The organism is Streptococcus bouchesdurhonensis, from assembly GCF_948472335.1.
In genome coordinates, this window is sequence record NZ_CAOKTW010000006.1 from 216,158 (window position 1) to 232,638 (window position 16,481).

19 protein-coding genes and 1 pseudogene are annotated in these 16,481 nt (G+C 39.8%); 1 reads left to right on the forward strand and 19 read right to left on the reverse strand.

Annotated elements, in window-relative coordinates; translation table 11 throughout:
- Positions 1-2 precede the first annotated feature (2 nt).
- The 17 genes and pseudogenes from QMQ21_RS11600 to QMQ21_RS11675 form a co-directional block, all read right to left on the reverse strand.
- The gene (locus QMQ21_RS11600; RefSeq protein ID WP_023935473.1) at positions 3-1,238 is read right to left on the reverse strand and encodes an N-acetylmuramoyl-L-alanine amidase family protein; all 1,236 of its coding nucleotides are present in this window, start codon (positions 1,236-1,238) and stop codon (positions 3-5) included.
- A 198-nt stretch (positions 1,239-1,436) separates the two neighbouring features.
- Complete coding sequence (locus QMQ21_RS11605; RefSeq protein WP_023935475.1) at positions 1,437-2,024, reverse strand: recombinase family protein; 588 nt, start codon at positions 2,022-2,024, stop codon at positions 1,437-1,439.
- 604 nt (positions 2,025-2,628) lie between these two features.
- Entirely contained in the window at positions 2,629-2,763 is a 135-nt protein-coding gene (locus tag QMQ21_RS19350; protein WP_345774408.1) for a PncF family bacteriocin immunity protein, read from the reverse strand.
- Between the two features lie 2 nt (positions 2,764-2,765).
- Entirely contained in the window at positions 2,766-2,996 is a 231-nt protein-coding gene (blpU, locus tag QMQ21_RS11610) for a bacteriocin-like peptide BlpU (protein ID WP_001093485.1), read from the reverse strand.
- A gap of 192 nt (positions 2,997-3,188) precedes the next feature.
- On the reverse strand, positions 3,189-3,389 hold the full coding sequence (locus tag QMQ21_RS11615; protein WP_001055966.1) for an SPPN_00645 family bacteriocin-like peptide: 201 nt from the start codon (positions 3,387-3,389) through the stop codon (positions 3,189-3,191).
- 240 nt (positions 3,390-3,629) lie between these two features.
- Positions 3,630-3,812, reverse strand: coding sequence for a class IIb bacteriocin, lactobin A/cerein 7B family (locus tag QMQ21_RS11620; RefSeq protein WP_000435077.1), 183 nt, complete (start codon positions 3,810-3,812; stop codon positions 3,630-3,632).
- 110 nt (positions 3,813-3,922) lie between these two features.
- Positions 3,923-4,063 carry a hypothetical protein gene (locus tag QMQ21_RS11625; RefSeq protein WP_001004581.1) on the reverse strand — a complete coding sequence of 47 codons (141 nt, stop codon included), beginning with the start codon at positions 4,061-4,063 and terminating at the stop codon, positions 3,923-3,925.
- Between the two features lie 11 nt (positions 4,064-4,074).
- A complete protein-coding gene (locus QMQ21_RS11630; protein ID WP_000658221.1) occupies positions 4,075-4,203 on the reverse strand; it encodes a smi_0059.1 family bacteriocin-like peptide in 129 nt (42 codons plus the stop codon).
- A 369-nt stretch (positions 4,204-4,572) separates the two neighbouring features.
- The gene (locus QMQ21_RS11635) at positions 4,573-5,304 is read right to left on the reverse strand and encodes a response regulator transcription factor (protein WP_001221866.1); all 732 of its coding nucleotides are present in this window, start codon (positions 5,302-5,304) and stop codon (positions 4,573-4,575) included.
- Entirely contained in the window at positions 5,301-6,116 is an 816-nt protein-coding gene (locus tag QMQ21_RS11640) for a GHKL domain-containing protein (protein WP_007285090.1), read from the reverse strand. The genes QMQ21_RS11635 and QMQ21_RS11640 overlap by 4 nt, the downstream gene beginning before the upstream one ends.
- A 564-nt stretch (positions 6,117-6,680) precedes the next feature.
- Positions 6,681-6,827: a smi_0057.1 family bacteriocin-like peptide gene (locus tag QMQ21_RS11645; protein WP_000425303.1), complete on the reverse strand. Its 147-nt coding sequence runs from the start codon at positions 6,825-6,827 to the stop codon at positions 6,681-6,683.
- A 152-nt stretch (positions 6,828-6,979) separates the two neighbouring features.
- Positions 6,980-8,150: pseudogene (locus tag QMQ21_RS11650) on the reverse strand (N-acetylmuramoyl-L-alanine amidase family protein).
- A 111-nt stretch (positions 8,151-8,261) separates the two neighbouring features.
- Positions 8,262-9,170, reverse strand: coding sequence for a C40 family peptidase (locus QMQ21_RS11655; RefSeq protein ID WP_249274570.1), 909 nt, complete (start codon positions 9,168-9,170; stop codon positions 8,262-8,264).
- 116 nt (positions 9,171-9,286) lie between these two features.
- Positions 9,287-9,520 (reverse strand): acyl carrier protein, encoded by a 234-nt coding sequence (locus QMQ21_RS11660; protein ID WP_000136445.1) that lies wholly within the window; start codon positions 9,518-9,520, stop codon positions 9,287-9,289.
- Positions 9,521-9,525: 5 nt separating this feature from the next.
- The gene (gene plsX, locus QMQ21_RS11665) at positions 9,526-10,518 is read right to left on the reverse strand and encodes a phosphate acyltransferase PlsX (protein WP_023932889.1); all 993 of its coding nucleotides are present in this window, start codon (positions 10,516-10,518) and stop codon (positions 9,526-9,528) included.
- Positions 10,515-11,285, reverse strand: coding sequence for a DNA repair protein RecO (recO, locus tag QMQ21_RS11670; RefSeq protein ID WP_023932887.1), 771 nt, complete (start codon positions 11,283-11,285; stop codon positions 10,515-10,517). The genes plsX and recO overlap by 4 nt, the downstream gene beginning before the upstream one ends.
- Positions 11,282-12,451 carry a pyridoxal phosphate-dependent aminotransferase gene (locus tag QMQ21_RS11675; protein WP_000366350.1) on the reverse strand — a complete coding sequence of 390 codons (1,170 nt, stop codon included), beginning with the start codon at positions 12,449-12,451 and terminating at the stop codon, positions 11,282-11,284. Before QMQ21_RS11675 ends, recO begins: the two co-directional genes overlap by 4 nt.
- Before the next feature lie 148 nt (positions 12,452-12,599).
- On the opposite strand from QMQ21_RS11675, the gene QMQ21_RS11680 reads away from it, so the two are divergent.
- Complete coding sequence (locus tag QMQ21_RS11680) at positions 12,600-13,610, forward strand: YeiH family protein (RefSeq protein ID WP_023935482.1); 1,011 nt, start codon at positions 12,600-12,602, stop codon at positions 13,608-13,610.
- A gap of 174 nt (positions 13,611-13,784) precedes the next feature.
- Here the strand turns inward: QMQ21_RS11680 and QMQ21_RS11685 are convergent, their stop codons facing one another.
- Both QMQ21_RS11685 and polA read right to left on the reverse strand, forming a co-directional pair.
- Positions 13,785-14,222 (reverse strand): CoA-binding protein, encoded by a 438-nt coding sequence (locus tag QMQ21_RS11685; RefSeq protein WP_054388194.1) that lies wholly within the window; start codon positions 14,220-14,222, stop codon positions 13,785-13,787.
- 83 nt (positions 14,223-14,305) lie between these two features.
- Positions 14,306-16,481 (reverse strand): DNA polymerase I (gene polA / locus QMQ21_RS11690; protein WP_261814478.1); only part of this gene is annotated, 2,176 nt, incomplete at its 5' end.

Sequence of the window (16,481 nt, forward strand, 5' to 3'; positions counted from 1 at the left end):
TCCTATACCCATTCTCCATTGTAATTGACGCGATAGCCGTCTGGTGTAGTCGTATTGATTGCTAGGGCACCAGAGCTATAGGCATAGTACCATTTCCCAGATACCTTCATCCAGCCTGTTTTCATAGCACCTGAGCTATCAAGATAATACCAACTACCGTTATCCTTGAACCAACCAGTCTTCATAGCACCTGAACCGTCGAGATAGTACCACGTGCCGTTGTCTTTTATCCAGCCAGTTTGCATCCAACCTGAACTATCGAAGTGATACCAGATATTATCTAATTTTGCCCACTGATTGTAAGGGTAAGACCCATCAAGTTGCATAAACCACCAACGAGAACCAGATTGTCGCCAAAAACCCATACCCCTACCAATATCTTGCATTTGAAAAAAGAAACCTGGTTTATTAGTCCCGTTAGACTTACCTTGTTTTGTTTTCTTACTGGTATGAGTTCCGATTGCCTTCAAGTCTTTGTCAAAAAGATTCGCCTTAGTCGCAAATGTTTGAATCTGAGAAGAATTTGCTTCTGTATATTGAATGGCCTTTCCATAACCACCAGCTAATTCTTCAGAGCCACCAGATGATGTTCCGAAACTTTGTGCAACGGTAATCCATCCATTTTGAGTGACAGGGTTTTCAAAGGCTGCCAAACCCATATAGGTCAATTCTGAATTGATTAAGGATTCGTAGTGTCCAGTTTGACCAGATACACTTGCCCCACTACGAGATTTGACGTAATCTGCTTTTTCGTCATACCATTGATTAATAGCTGTCATAAATCCATCATAGTTCCAAGCTAAGTTTTCGGCTAGTGAAAAATTCCCTGAAGGCCAGGCACTCCAAATATCTTTATTAGATAAACGTTTATGATGCCTAGTTACAGAAGCTTCTGCTGCCCGAACGAAGGCTGTTTTTTCTAGTTCAGTTGACCATTTGATCGGAACATAGCTAGTAACTAGACCTTCATCTGCTGCCTCTTTTCGAATAGCATTGATACGATCTAAGATAGCCTGTTTATCTGGCGTTAAGAAAGTCCCTTCAATCCCAACTAGAGTAGTACCAGAAGAAGTACTAGTGACCTCAGAGTTTAAGATATTGTAGGATTGACCTTTGATTGCTTGAGTGGAAACCAGCCTATCATTAGCAACTACTGATTGTGATGTAACAATTCCTACCCCAAGAAGTGATAGAGCTGAAATCGTTGCAAGTGTGAACTTTTTAGCTTTGGTGTCCATTTCGTGTCCCCCTATTTTTATTTATTGTAAAATAATCAGTTTGTCCTAAAATCTAGACTTTTTTGGACAAACTTGATAAAATGGAAGTGTAATAATAATTGGTCAAAATGCTGGATTTTAGAACCTTTTTTCTAACGAAAACGCTTCTAAAATAGACTGTATTTTCTGTCCAAAAAATCCTAGGTTTTTTGACAAGAACTATGAATTTTTTATCCAATTGTGAAAGGTGCTTTTTGATACTCCTAAGATGTCTGCACCTTCTCGTAAGGTTATTTCTTTTTTCTTATATTGAGCTATCACATCAGGGAGATTATTCGGAACAACCAATTTTGGTCTGCCGAATTTCTTCCCTTTTTTCTGTGCTTCCCGTATTCCTTCCATTTGTCTTTGTTTGATTTGTTCTCTTTCAAACTGTGCCACATAAGATAGGACTTGTAAAACGATATCGGAGATTAGTTTTCCTGTGATATTATCATTGCTATTCTTTGTATTTAATAAGGGGAAATCTAAAACAGTTATATTTACTTTCTTTTTCTTAGTAATTGCTTGCCATTGTTCTAAAATTTCATCATAGTTTCTTCCCAACCTATCAATTGATTTAATAACCAATTCATCATTTTCTTTCAAGGTAGTTAATAATTTTTGATATTCCATTCTGTCAAAATCTTTTCCTGAAACGTAATCAATAAAAATATTCTCTTTTGATAATTTGTTTTCTACCAATGCTGAAAATTGCCTATCAATATTTTGTTCTTTTGTAGATACTCGAACATAACCGTAACGCATAAAAACTCTCCTTTTTACACTTATTGTAAAATATAAAAGAGGGCAAAATGCCCTCAAGGAGTAGTGTATTCAATTTCTAGCAATTATATATTAGTTCAAACTACTTCATCAAGACTTAAAAGTATGTAAAAAATCACAAACTAAGACCTTCTTCATTCCTTTTCTTCAACTTTCCTAATTTCTATGCCTATTTTTTATCAAAAATACATGTAAAACTCCAAATAAACTCCAAACGATATAAATAAACACCTCAACTGCACTTTTTGGATAAAAAATAGGCAGAACAAACGTCCTACCTACTAAAAATATGCTATTGAAAGGAAAATGATTTTTTTCTGACACCTAGGCAAGCTTGGGACAAATAAATCATTGATAGTAACCTTTACGACATCCTATTTAAAGTTACTTCAATTTCTAATGTCCCCGCTATTTATAAGCCACCTCTGGTATGATCTATTCATAGTCAGAATAGATAACACCGTTCTAAATTACGATTCATAGTTACTCCTTTTTTGATTCGCTACTGCAAGATTCCTATTTACCTGATAAGAGGAGAGATGGTCCTCTTTACATGTGCAAGATAATTTTGAATCAGATTCATCATTTATCGTTTTGATTTTTTGACAAATTTTTCTGTTTTCTTCTCCGAAGACTTTAAAAATTTTTTTCTAATTAGATCATCCATATAGGGACCAAATATACCAACTACTAAACCAATAATAAAACTTTTAAAATCCATAATTACCACCAACATGTCGCTGCATAGGCCACACCTCCAAATATAGCTCCTCCCGCAGCACCAGTTGCTGCACCTTGCCATGTTCCTGTTTTAATTCCTAGCTGAAGACCTCGTGCTGCTCCTCCTCCAACACCTGCTTTGGCAAAATCTCCCCAATTGCATCCGCCACCTTCAAGGCAAGCAAGTATCTCAGTATCCATAATTTCAAATTGTGACATCGTTTTTGTATTCATAACGAATGCCTCCTTTTTTATTTTAATGCTTGTCTTGTTGCAAACTTGACAAGTTTGGTATAGCAGTGTTTATTAAATTGTTTCATCCAAATCTTGAATTACTGAAATAATCATTCCCTGTATTCCTCTTATTTATCTATTCGAAAACGAATTCAAAAATATAATATATGATATTCATTTTAATAAACTATATTAATAAAATGCATTGTAAACATTTCGCCCAAATGATCTACCAGCATTATAGATACCACCGAAAAATCTTCCCGTACTATCAATCACTTTGTGGACATCGATGTTAATATTACCTCTCCATGACACTCGACCACCCTCTACTGTTGCCAAATCTTTTTCTGTAAGACTTGTAAATTTTTCTTCAATTTTTATCATATTCATTATGTCTGTTCCTCTTTATCTATAATTTTTTATTGAAACAAATAATTGTAAATTGTTTCGCCAAACTTCTGCCCCGCCCAATAAACCTATCCTAAAAGTAATGTCCCTAAAGCATAAATCCCAACTACTCCAACTATGAAAATGAATACTTTCACAGGAATTGACTGCAAACTGTAAAAATTCTCTACCCTAGTAATCCAACTTTCTATTATGCGTTCCATCAGCGCTCTTCCTTCCCTGTTAACGTCCACGACGCTTAGCATGTGCTCCTGAAGCACCATCTACCGCACCCAATAAAAATGTTCCTGCAATTGCGACTCCTCCAACTACTACCAGACCAAATAGCAAGCCTCCTTCTACATCGGCCAATTCCTCATGACTCATTACATGAAAATTATTTTCCATATTTTTAATTTGTTCCATCTTATTCTCCTTTTTTGATTCTTAACAATTGAAAAAGGTAGTTATTTGTATTTCCTTTTTCATATATTCTGTTCATTGTTGTAGGTAAGCTTCACTCTCTAAATATTATCTTAGAATCCAAATAACGCACGACGTAAAATGAACCCCACCATTAAACCATGTTGGTAACTTGCCTCACTACCACCCACCAGCAAGGCTAAGTCGCTTTCCTTTAATACTTCAATAGTATACTTATCATTCATTTCATTCATCTCTTATCCTCCTAAAAACCAAAACCTCTACGAAATCCAATGTACCAATCTACAAGGGTCTTCGTCCAATTTTCTCCACCTTGAATATCGGTCAATTCTTCCGAAGTTAGCTCAACAAATCCGTAATAATGTTCTTTCATTATTTTATTCCTTTCTTTTTCTTCTCACTTATCTATTCGAAAAAAATTTCAAAAATGTACAACTAAATTAAATTTTATTTAAAAAATAATTTAATGAACCATGAATAGAAAATTGGTAGATACATAAAGCAAACTCCTTTCTTTTTCCTCTTACTTATCTATTCGAAAAAAATTTCGAAAATGTACAACTAAATTAAATTTTATTTGAAAAATAATTTAATATACCATGAATAGAAAATCGGTAGATACATGAAGCAAACTCCTTTTCTTTTCCTCTTACTTATCTATTCGAAAAAGAAGTCAAAAAATAAGAATATCAGAAAATTTTCCGATATTCTTATTGATAAACTCATTCAAATCTAACAGATATTAGACATTAAGATATTTTTTAAGGGTTCTTCTGGCTGTTCGTGATACGGGGAAATGCAAGCCTTCTAACAAGGTCACTTCTGTGGCAGTCATCTCTTCAATAGCCTGTAAACTGACTAACGTATTGCGATTGGCATAGACAAAGTAATCTTTTTCAGCCTTGGCAGCGATATCCTTGAGACTGCCATAAATGGTCTTGATAGAATGATTGGCATAATAGACCTTGATACGATGGGATTCCACTGAAGTTTCAAAGGCTAAAATTTCATGGTAGGGCAGAGTGAAGCCCCGTCTTCCCTCAAAACTATAGGTAAAGAGACGCATATTTTCCCTCTTATCTACTGCCAGTACATAGTCCAGACAGCGCTCCAGCTGATGACAGTAGTCCGCCTCTGGCTGATCCTTGGAAATAAAATCCAAGGCAGACAAGTGGTAGCGAAAAGCTAGAGGTAAGGCCTCCGAGTGCGTGGACACAAAGACAATGCTTGTAAAAGGATCCCGCTCCCGAACCTGTTGAGCAACCTGAAAGCCCCGTTCACGCTCTCCATCAATCTCTAAATCTAATAAATAGAGCTGGTAATGGTCAAAATACTGAGAATACTTTTCAACATCCCCATAGTTTTTGGCAATATCAATTTCCAATCTTAAATTGCGAGAGCGACCGATATCTAGTAAAGTCTGCTCTATCCGTCCTTGCTGGACTCTATCGTCTTCCAAAACTAAAATTCTCATTCCTCTCCCCCTCGTTTCTCATCCTTAAATGGCAATTCTAAATCTTGTCTAAAAGTCGTCTCTCCTAGCTGGGTATCTAAGTTTAAATCATAATGAAAAACCATGTCCTCCAAGGTTGCCAAGCCCAGTCCACTGTGGTTATCCTTGGTAGAGTAACCCTTTTGACTGAGAATACTGGGATTCAGTTCTTCTTTCTTACGAGTGTTTTCAATGATAAAACGGACACTCCTATCACCTGCCAATAAAGCAACCCGAATCTGCGGATTTTCAGCCTCACTGGCTGCTTCTAAAGCATTTGTCGTGAGGATAGAGAGGATACGGATAGCCTCCAACATAGGCAATGCCAGCTCTTCGACAACCCCCACCGTCTCCAAACTAAAATGAATTCCCTGCTTATCTGCCACAATCATGGCTTTTGCCAAGGTATTGCGAATAGCTATATCATGGATATTGTGAAGATTAAAGGCCGTGTAATCCGCCTTCCTCAGCTTTTCATTAGTCTTTAGAAAGACATCTTGATAAATGGTAGATACCTCAGCCATGTCTTGATTTGCTATGGCAGGCTCCATGCTGGCGACAATTCCCGCAAAATCATGACGGAAACCTCGAACCTCATCATAGAGATGTCCCAACTTATCCACCATTCCTTGCAAGGAACGATTTTCATCTTCCTGTCTCTGAATGGTCTGCTCATCACGATAAACCTGCTCCAAATGCTTGATGTAAAAGAGCCAAGAGAAAAAGAGAATGAAAATCAGGAGAGAAATGGTCGTATCAAAACGAACGTAGAACGAACTATTTCTATTGGTCATAAACGAAGAGAATATCCTAAATCCAGTCAGAGGTAGGATAATGAAAAAACTCTTATAATAGTGGGTTTTGAAAGCATCTGAAAAGAATAAATCCAAATCCAAAGAACAACGTTTCATAATTGTAGAACATAGAAATATTGATAATAAATCAAATACAGATCTATATAAAGTGGAAAACGAATCTACAAAACAACAAGGCTCACCAGATAATACACGAATCCAAATTGTCAAAAATAAATAACGAATACTTTGAAAGAAGAGAAAAAGATACAGAGAAAGAAAAAAAGCTTCCCCTTTTCCCTTGTGCAATACTAGTAAAAAAATACAGTAAAAGAAGAGAATGATTCCTATATGAAATAATTCTCCAAATGTTTGGCGAGCAGATAAACTAGTTAAAAATACAAGGACCCAATAACGTTTTTTATAAAATTCTGGGGAAATTTGAGCACCCAAATAAATAGTAGGAACCATGGTTGAAACGACTACCAACAGTATATATAGCACAGAAACTAAGAATTCTAAAATAATCATAAATAAATCTAATCTCTAACGAATACTGTGAATTTAAGCAAAGTGTCTACCCGTACTAAATAATTTATCGCACCATTTTACGGTATCTTCAAAAATCCCTCCACCATTCACTTCTTCCAAAACCTCTGGAGTTAACTCTTCAAATTGTTCCAATTCTACAAATGTATTTTTCATTTCCATGACAGACTCCTTTTCATTATTTTATAGATAACTCTATCCCCTGCTCCATCTACAAAAGGCTTTAGTTTCCTTTTAAAATACAAGAAATCTAAAGCCTCCTGAAAATGGTATATTGGTTAGAGCGTTAACGATTAGTTGTGAAGATGTTATTTTTATTTAACCACAACCACTTTATAATATTCGTTTGAGTGTGGAGATTCAATTTTAATTTTTTCACCATATAAACCATCGATTTCTTTATCCAGATAATCTGAAACTCCTGATGGCAAGCGTTTCATCTTAAGAATTTCACCAGATTGATCCGCATAGGCTAGGATGTGATAGTGGGTTGTAGCCATACCATCATCAATCAATACAAAGTAACCTGTTTTGAGCTTACCTTGCTCATTTTCTAAATAGTATAGTTTATTGTTATTGATTGTAAAGTGGGTAGCTCCAAGACGAAGTCGTGCACCTGGATTTTCTAAATAGACATCATTGCCAACTTTTTTAATCTCTGAATAGGTTGTCATTGCTGGGATATTAATCACACGATGTCCATTTTCATCAAAGTAGTAGCGATTTGGTAAGTTTTGGAAGTTCTGTAAAACTGCCTTAGGATCAATTTCTTGTCCTTCTTCTTTATTATCCACTAAGAGCTAAGGTAGTATTTGCAACCTCATCTCCATATTTATTAGAAAACTTCTTGAACTCTGGTCTGATATACCAAGCATTTTTTTCAATAATAACATCGTCACCTTTAGCATTTAGCAAATATTCTTGCCCATCTCCAAGTTTGACAATATCATGAATACTGTATCCAGCATCTTTTCTATTTGCTAGATAGCCATCCTTACCAATGACATAACTTTCCCCATCACTGGCTGGAACAGCTCTATCTGCAACCATAGCACCTGATTTTTCAAAGTAAGACCATTTACCATCTATGAACACCCAACCTGTCATCATAGAACCACTAAAATGAAGATAGTACCATGTAGACCCTTCTTTGTACCAACCTGTACGCATGGCACCACTATTAGCTAGTGAGTACCATGTGTTGCCTTCCTTGTACCAGCCAGTGCGCATAGCACCACTATCTGCTAGAGAATACCATGTATCACCGTCTTTGAGCCAGCCTGTCTGCATTTTACCAGCGCTATCGAAGTGATACCATGACCCAGCATTTTGTACCCATTTATCCTTAGCTAGGCTGCCATCTTGAGAAAGATTCCAGTCAGCACCATTTTTAACCCAAGTATCTGCAGCCTGTGCTTGGTTGATAGACAAAAGCAGACCAGCACCTGCAAGCAAACCAAGAGTAAGTAATTTAGATTTTTTCATAGCCATTTCCTCCTTTATTGAATAGCTATAAGAGGCTTCCCCTCTTTATTTAGCTATATTCTAATACTTTTCATTGTCAAAGTCAATAATATTGTGAAAAATTAGACAATATTACCAATATCTACGAATTGTATTTTGTTCCATTCCATATTGATTCATATAAGAAACATCTTGACCTCTATCTGGAGCATGAACTACCTTGCCACCACCAACATAAATACCCACATGTTGATTTGAACCTTGGTCGCCATTGTACAATATTAAATCTCCAGGAAGTTGTGAGCCATTACTTACATAGCTTCCTCCTGTCGCTTGACCATAGGTTACTCTAGGAATACTAATATCAAACTTAGCATGAATAGCCATCGTAAATCCTGAGCAATCTACGCCACTATTCAAATCTGCCCCACCCCAAACATATGGGATTTTTCCTACAAATGTCTTTGCGTATTCACCAAGAGCTTGCCCACGATTTTCTACCCATACACCACTTTCTCTAAAGAAATATGGTGTACCATTCACACGTTGATAACCAGTGACCATAGCACCACTAGCAGATAAGTAGTAATAATTACCATCAGGTTGAATCCAAGTATTTTCTTTCATCCATCCTTGGTCATCAAAATAGTACCACTTGCCATCTAATTGTTCCCAATTTTTAGCATAACCACCTGAACCGTATTTAAACCACCATTTACCATTGGTTTGCATCCATGTTCCTTTCGGATCACGATATTGATTGAAAGCTTTCTTCTCTTGATTTCCCTCTGCTTGGGTTTCTTTATCTTCAAAACCAATCAATTTTACTTGATCAGCTTCTTCAGCTTTTATCTTGCCTTGATTAACTAATTGAGCAATCGCTTCTTTCTCACTTGCTGATGGGGAATCAGCATAGGCTACCGTAGTATTTGCTAGGAGAACGCCTCCTGCAAGAACTAACAAACTAGAATAAAGATATTTTTTCATCATAAAAATCCTTTCTTTTTCTCCTTTTTGGAGATTGATTTTTTCTGACTCCATTATATCCCTTATTTCTCCTCAGATTTCTACTGTCCCTAGAAAGACTAAATCTGTTCCTAAACGGTCACTTGAACCAAATAAAAAATTCCAAAGCAAATGCCTTGGAACTCCGATTTCTATTTTGCTTGAATGATTTTAACAACATCTCCTACACTTTGGAGTTGGTCAATTTCTTCGTCGCTGATTTCGATATTAAATTCATCTTCCAGTGTCAAGATAAACTCCATCAAGTCAACTGAGTCAGCATCCAAATCGTCTTTCAGACTCAAGGATTCTGTCACGACAAAGTCCTCTCCCTGTCGCTCTTGGATAATGGTTACAATACGGTCAAAAATTTCTTTTTCTGTCATCTCTTTTATTCTCCTGAAAATTCACGCGCAGTCTGGGCAACTACGTCTGTTTCTAGCATGGTACGAATCTGGCGAATCGTACTATAAACAGCCTTGGCATCGCTTGAGCCATGAGTCTTGACAACAGGTGCCTTGACACCAAACAAGACCGCTCCACCAACATCTGAGTAGTTGAGCTGTTTTTTCAAACCTCTGAGGCTATCCTTGAGAAGGAGTGCGCCTAGTTTCGCTCGAAGACCACCACCTGTAATAGCTGTCTTGAGCAATCCCATGATTCCCATGGCTGTCCCTTCGATGGATTTGAGCACAGCGTTTCCCGTGAAACCATCTGCCACGACAACATCCGCAACGCCATTCATCAAATCACGTGCTTCCACGTTTCCGATAAAGTTCAAACTTTCATCAGCTGCTAGTAATTCGTAAGTTTCCTTACGAAGCGGGTCACCCTTGCTACTCTCTGTTCCATTGTTAAGTAAGCCAACACGTGGTTGCGCAATGCCACGGACATTTTTAGCATAGAAAGAACCTAGAACCGCATATTGATGGAGGTGCTGGGCTGTATTTTCTGCATTGGCACCGAGGTCCAGCATGTCAAACCCCTTCCCATCTACAGTCGGCAAAGTCGACATAAGTCCAGGACGATCGATGTTCTTGATACGACCCACGATGAAGAATCCTGCCGCCAACAAGGCACCTGTATTCCCAGCCGAGAGAACAGCGTCTGCTTCTCCTTCTTTGACAGCCTTGGCCGCCAATACCATACTGGCATTTTTCTTCTTCCGAATAGCTCTCGTAGGTTCATCGTCTGAATCAATCTTTTCATCCGTATGGATAATGCTGACGCGCTCTGTCGCTGTCAGATATTGCTTGATTTTAGCTTCATCTCCGTAGAGTTGAACCTCAATATCTGAAAAGTCAGCTAGGGCTTGATTGACACCCTCAACGATGGCTTGAGGTGCGTAATCGCCCCCCATGGCATCTACTGCGATTTTTTTCATTTCTTTTCCTCTTTTAGTAATTGTCCCCAGTCTGCTAGGGAATCAATAAATTTCTTTGATTTTAGGTGAATCCCAACGTACTCTTCGTAGAGCTGATCCATAAACTGGCGTAAGTCTTGCTTGATATCGGGCTTGAGCGAAATGGTCTCCAAGGTCTCAAAATCAATGGCTTGAAATTGATTGAGCAGATAAGGGATATTGGGATTGAGATGGCAACGTCTCTCATCCTCATGATAATGCTCTGAACAGAGGCAGGCTCCATATTTGAAAGAAAAGTCAAAAGCCTGACCGACCCGATGGCAAAAGACACACTCATTAAAATTAAGGCTGATCCCAAATCGAGTCAAAATTTGAATTTCAAAAATATTGGTCAAAACCTGATAATCCAAGCCTGCTTCCATCAACTCCAAAGTCTTTTGCAAAAAAGCAAACAAGGGAGCATCCTGCTGATTGTCCTGCAAACTAGCATCTGCAAGAGCTGCCACATAGGTCGCATAGGCCATGACAAAGAGGTCACTATTAATCTTGGGAAAAGTCATGACCTCATGATAGTCTTCGATGTAACTGAGTCCGTCATCATTGATTCGCAAGAGAAATCGTGCCAGCACCAAGGGCTGAATAACAGGCGCCAGCTTAGACTGACCAGCGTGTTTGACAAAAAACATGCGTTTGCCAACCTGCTCTGTAAAAATCTTGACGAGCTTGTCATCCTCACGAAAATTGCGATTATAGAGCACCAAGCCTTGACTCGTGATAGACTGAATCATGCTTCTCTCATATACTCCTCAAGTCGTTTCATGGCTTCTTTGATAGTCTCCATGCTGGCTGCATAAGACAGGCGAACATAACCTTCTCCATAACACCCAAAGGCAGCACCAGGGATAAAGGCAACAGCCTTCTTCTGAGCAAAATCCTTTAGAAAGGCAAAGGAGTCTTGGTTGTAACCAGCTGGAATCTTAGCAAAGATATAGAAGGCACCGTCTGGTTTGATAATCTCAAAACCAAGAGCAGTCATTTTCTCGATAATATAATCACGACGCTGGATATATTCCTTCTTCATAGGCTCCGCATCGTTTTTACCAGCCGTCAAGGCCTCCACCGCAGCGTGTTGCGCCATGGTATTTGCGGCAGTCACCAAGTACTGGTGACTCTTGATTAACTGAGCTGTGAAGGCCGCAGGAGCGAAAATTAGTCCCAAACGCCAACCGGTCATAGCATGCGATTTAGATAGACCATTGATAATGATAGCCTGGTCTCTCAACATCGTTCCTAGAGATACATGGGCTTCGCCTGTATAGGTCAATTCTGAGTAAACCTCATCACAGACAACGAAAATTTCGTACTTGCGTAAAACGTCTGCCAAGGCCTCCAACTGCTCCCGACTATAGGTAATTCCTGTCGGATTAGCTGGATAGTTGAGAATAACCGCCTTGAGCTTGTCTCCCTGCTCCAAAATGGCCTTTTCCAACATCTCAGGAGTCAAGACAAAACCATTTTCAGTTGTGTCAATCTCGACAATCTCTGCCCCAACTAGATTGACAATCGGTTCATAACCTGGATAGGCAGGAGCTGGCAAGAGCACCTTGTCTCCCTCTTCCAAAATAGCTGTCAAAGTCGCAGATAAAGCCTCTGTCGCCCCAATTGTAACCAGGATTTCATTTTCAGGAGCATAGTCCAGTTGGTACTTTTCCTTAACAAAGTCACTGGCTGCCTGACGTAGAGTCAGCAGACCACTCATCCCTGTATAGTAGGATTGGTTCTGGTCAATCGCTCGCTTGGCCGCCTCCTTGACATGATCTGGCGTTGTAAAATCAGGTTCCCCCAAGGTCAAACGCAAGACCCCAGGAATCTCCGAAATAGCCTGGTCAAACTGACGAATCAACGAAACTTGAATCTTATCTAACTGTTTATTAAAGCGCTTAGTTAAGTCCATAGATACCTCCTACTGTAAAAACGTATCTCTATTATACTACAAAAGCCCCCCGACCGCAAAAATACATAATAGAATAACTTTCCACTTTCTACTTTACTTTTCCTGTTTTTATGTCTATAATGGTAAAAGATTTTATTTGGAGGTTTTTATGTCATTTCTATCAAAAAATGGAGCAGGTATCTTGGCCTGCCTTCTCATTTCTATCGTATCTTGGTACTTAGGAGGATTCTTCCCTGTGATTGGCGCGCCCGTTTTTGCCATTTTCATAGGCATGCTCCTACATCCCTTTCTCTCGTCCTATAAACAACTGGATGCTGGTTTGACCTTTAGTTCCAAGAAGTTGCTCCAATATGCCGTTGTCTTGCTTGGTTTTGGTCTCAATATCTCGCAGGTCTTCGCAGTTGGCCAATCTTCACTCCCTGTCATCCTGTCCACTATCTCAATAGCTCTGATTATTGCCTACCTCTTCCAGCGTTTCTTTGCACTGGATACAAAACTGGCTACCTTGGTTGGAGTAGGTTCTTCTATCTGTGGGGGTTCTGCCATTGCAGCGACAGCGCCCGTTATTGATGCTAAGGAAAAGGAAGTAGCCCAAGCCATTTCCGTTATCTTTTTCTTCAATGTCTTGGCTGCGCTCATCTTTCCAACCCTCGGCACCTGGCTTCATCTATCCAATGAAGGCTTCGCCCTCTTTGCAGGGACTGCGGTCAACGACACTTCCTCTGTAACGGCTGCCGCCAGCGCTTGGGACAGTCTTTACCAAAGCAATACCCTCGAGTCTGCAACCATTGTTAAACTCACACGTACTTTGGCCATTATCCCTATCACGCTCTTTCTCTCCTACTGGCAAAGTCGCCAACAAGAAAACAAGCAAAGCCTACAACTGAAAAAAGTCTTCCCACTTTTTATCCTTTACTTTATCCTTGCATCGCTCCTAACCACCCTTCTGACCTCTCTCGGTGTGTCTAGTAGTTTCTTTACCCCTCTCAAACAACTTTCCAAATTCCTCATTATCATGGCCATGAGTGCTATCGGTCTCAAAACCAATCTAGTAGCTATGGTCAAATCCAGTGGAAAATCCATTCTTCTTGGAGCCATCTGCTGGATTGCCATCATCCTCACCACTCTTGGTATGCAGACCCTTATCGGCATTTTCTAATACTCTTCGAAAATCTCTTCAAACCACGTCAACGTCGCCTTGCCGTATATATGTGACTGACTTCGTCAGTCTTATCTACAACCTCAAAACAGTGTTTTGAGCAGCCTGCGGCTAGTTTGCTCTTTGATTTTCATTGAGTATAACACAAAAGGTAGCCCACCAGCTACCTTTTTCTTATGCTTCCTCAATCAAGCGTGTATGTTCTCTCTTGATGCAACGATTCATCACGATGTCATCACATCCACCAGCACGCAAAATCTCTTCTGCTTCTAGACTTTCAAGTCCTAGCTGTGCCCAAAAAATCTTAGCATCAGCCTTGAAAAAATCACGCGCCACATCTGGCAAAAACTCACTGCGACGGTAAACATTGACAATATCTACAGGAAAAGGAATCTCTGCTAGACTAGCATAAGCCTTTTCACCCAATATTTCGCCACCTGCCGCCTTGGGATTGACTGGAATAATTTTATAACCCCGAGCCTGCATTTCCTTGGTCACTCGATTACTGGTTGTTTCCTCACGATCTGATAACCCCACTACAGCAAGGGTTTTACTCGTTGCGAGATACTGACGAATCACGCCATCACTTGGATTGATAAATTCTTGACTCATAGAAATCCTCCTTTTTCATCAGTATAGCACATTTTGAAAAGGCTTGCATAATTCTACTACAAAAAGGAGGACTAGCCCCCTTTTTATTTAGCCTCGTACCAGGTTGCCCCTTCATTTTCATCTGCGATGAGGGTAACACTGAGTTGAATGGCTTCTTCCATGGTTTGTTTGACCAATTTTTTCATCTCTGCCAATTCAGATTTAGGAACTTCAAGGACGATTTCATCGTGCACTTGCAGAAGCATCTTAGTCTGATAACCACCTGCAACCAAGGCTTTATCTAGCTGAATCATGGCAATCTTGAGAATATCTGCTGCCGAACCCTGAATAGGAGAATTGATGGCTGTCCGCTCCGCAAAACCACGAATATTAAAGTTGCGCGAATTGATATCTGGCAACTCACGACGACGCTTGAAGAGGGTCTCCACATAGCCCTTATCACGCGCCTCACGCACCACTTCATCCATGTAGTTTTTAATACCTGGGAAGCGTTCAAAGTAGGTATCAATGTAGGCTTTGGCCTCCTTACGGCTAATGCCCAGATTATTAGACAAACCAAAGTCTGAAATACCATAAACCACTCCAAAGTTAACCGCCTTGGCATTGCGACGATCGTTTGCAGTCACATCCTCAGGACGCTCAATGCCAAAGACCCGCATGGCTGTCGAGGTATGGATGTCCGCTCCCTCTTGGAAGGCCTTAATCAAGTGCTCATCCTTAGAAATATGCGCCAAAACGCGCAATTCAATCTGTGAATAGTCCGAGCTGAGCAATACACTATCCTCCCACTCAGGCACAAAAGCCTTACGAATGAGACGACCCTGCTCCAAACGGGCAGGAATATTTTGCAGGTTTGGATCCACACTAGACAGACGACCTGTTTGGGTCAAATCCTGCACATAACGAGTATGAATCTTGCCATCATCCAAAATCCAGTCCTGCAAGCCAATTACATAAGTCGATTGAATCTTAGCAATTTGACGGTAGTCTAGGATTTTCTTAACAATCGGAGCAATAGGAGCCAAGCGTTCCAAGACATCCACCGCTGTCGAATAACCTGTCTTGGTTTTTTTAGTGTATTCTAAAGGAAGTCCCAATTTTTCAAAGAGAAGCACGCCCAACTGCTTAGGCGAGTTGATATTAAACTCCTCACCAGCCAACTCGTAAATCTCTTGAGTCAGTTTTTCAATGACAAGCTCATTTTCAGCCTGCATCTCACACAAAGTCTCTTTCTTGACCCTAATTCCAGCTATTTCCATCTTGGCAAGGACAAAAGCCAGAGGTTGCTCTATATCATAAAGAAGCTCTAATTGCCCATTTTCGCTGAGTTTTTCAAGCAAAATAGGCTCTGTTTCAACCAAAACAGCAAGTTTACAAGCTAAGTGTTCCAAGAATTTCTCACGTTCAGGAATGGCCTTTTTAACACCCTTACCGTAGAAAGTTTCATCATCAACCAAGTAAGTCTGACCATAAAGACTAGCGATGGTCGCAATTTCATTGTCCTCCACAGTCGAAAGGAGGTATTTAGCCAAACGGATGTCAAAAGCAGGCGCCTGCAAATCCACACCCAAACGTTGCAAAAGAACTTTAACCTTCTTAAAGTCATAAACTCTCAGAGATGTTTTTTCTAAGAAATCCTTGAAAATCGGGTCTTGCAACAGCTCAAGCTTGTCTGTGGCATAGAGCTTATCCCCACAAGACCAGGCAAATCCAACCAAATTATCCGTATGGTAATTCTCACCAAAAAGCTCAAAGTGGAAGATAGACTCTTCACTCAGCATATCTTGACTGATTTGGTCAACAATAGTAAAATCCAAACTCTCAGACACATCAGCTGACGACACATTTAAAGCCTGCTTTAGCTGTTTGAAGCCCATCTCATCGTAGAATTTCCCAAGATTTTCAACATCTGGACCACTATAGACCAAGTCCTCTAAACCAATCGCAATCGGTGCCTTGGTATCAATGGTCGCTAGTGTTTTAGACAAAAAGGCCTGTTCCTTATCATTAATGAGATTTTCCTTCATCTTAGAAGCCTTCATCCCATCGATATTTTCATAAATCCCCTCAAGCGAACCATACTCCAGCAAGAGTTTGATACCCGTCTTTTCACCAATTTTGGTCACCCCAGGGATATTATCCGACTTATCACCCATGAGCGCCTTGAGATCGATAAACTGAGTCGGTGTGATGCCCATCTTTTCCATGAGATAATCTGGCGTAAAGGCCTCAAACTCAGCCACACCTTTCTTGGAAATT

What these genes read in the sequence shown, in the direction of transcription:
- QMQ21_RS11630 (WP_000658221.1), bottom strand. Translation starts at nt 4,203, where the DNA reads ATGAAAGAACATTATTACGGATTTGTTGAGCTAACTTCGGAAGAATTG.
- recO (WP_023932887.1), bottom strand. Translation starts at nt 11,285, where the DNA reads ATGATTCAGTCTATCACGAGTCAAGGCTTGGTGCTCTATAATCGCAAT.
- QMQ21_RS11685 (WP_054388194.1), bottom strand. Translation starts at nt 14,222, where the DNA reads ATGAGTCAAGAATTTATCAATCCAAGTGATGGCGTGATTCGTCAGTAT.
- QMQ21_RS11605 (WP_023935475.1), bottom strand. Translation starts at nt 2,024, where the DNA reads ATGCGTTACGGTTATGTTCGAGTATCTACAAAAGAACAAAATATTGAT.
- QMQ21_RS11615 (WP_001055966.1), bottom strand. Translation starts at nt 3,389, where the DNA reads ATGAATATGATAAAAATTGAAGAAAAATTTACAAGTCTTACAGAAAAA.
- QMQ21_RS19350 (WP_345774408.1), bottom strand. Translation starts at nt 2,763, where the DNA reads ATGGATTTTAAAAGTTTTATTATTGGTTTAGTAGTTGGTATATTTGGT.
- QMQ21_RS11675 (WP_000366350.1), bottom strand. Translation starts at nt 12,451, where the DNA reads ATGGACTTAACTAAGCGCTTTAATAAACAGTTAGATAAGATTCAAGTT.
- QMQ21_RS11625 (WP_001004581.1), bottom strand. Translation starts at nt 4,063, where the DNA reads ATGAATGAAATGAATGATAAGTATACTATTGAAGTATTAAAGGAAAGC.
- QMQ21_RS11635 (WP_001221866.1), bottom strand. Translation starts at nt 5,304, where the DNA reads ATGAGAATTTTAGTTTTGGAAGACGATAGAGTCCAGCAAGGACGGATA.
- QMQ21_RS11680 (WP_023935482.1), top strand. Translation starts at nt 12,600, where the DNA reads ATGTCATTTCTATCAAAAAATGGAGCAGGTATCTTGGCCTGCCTTCTC.
- QMQ21_RS11600 (WP_023935473.1), bottom strand. Translation starts at nt 1,238, where the DNA reads ATGGACACCAAAGCTAAAAAGTTCACACTTGCAACGATTTCAGCTCTA.
- QMQ21_RS11655 (WP_249274570.1), bottom strand. Translation starts at nt 9,170, where the DNA reads ATGGAGTCAGAAAAAATCAATCTCCAAAAAGGAGAAAAAGAAAGGATT.
- QMQ21_RS11640 (WP_007285090.1), bottom strand. Translation starts at nt 6,116, where the DNA reads ATGACCAATAGAAATAGTTCGTTCTACGTTCGTTTTGATACGACCATT.
- QMQ21_RS11620 (WP_000435077.1), bottom strand. Translation starts at nt 3,812, where the DNA reads ATGGAACAAATTAAAAATATGGAAAATAATTTTCATGTAATGAGTCAT.
- blpU (WP_001093485.1), bottom strand. Translation starts at nt 2,996, where the DNA reads ATGAATACAAAAACGATGTCACAATTTGAAATTATGGATACTGAGATA.
- QMQ21_RS11660 (WP_000136445.1), bottom strand. Translation starts at nt 9,520, where the DNA reads ATGACAGAAAAAGAAATTTTTGACCGTATTGTAACCATTATCCAAGAG.
- QMQ21_RS11645 (WP_000425303.1), bottom strand. Translation starts at nt 6,827, where the DNA reads ATGGAAATGAAAAATACATTTGTAGAATTGGAACAATTTGAAGAGTTA.
- plsX (WP_023932889.1), bottom strand. Translation starts at nt 10,518, where the DNA reads ATGAAAAAAATCGCAGTAGATGCCATGGGGGGCGATTACGCACCTCAA.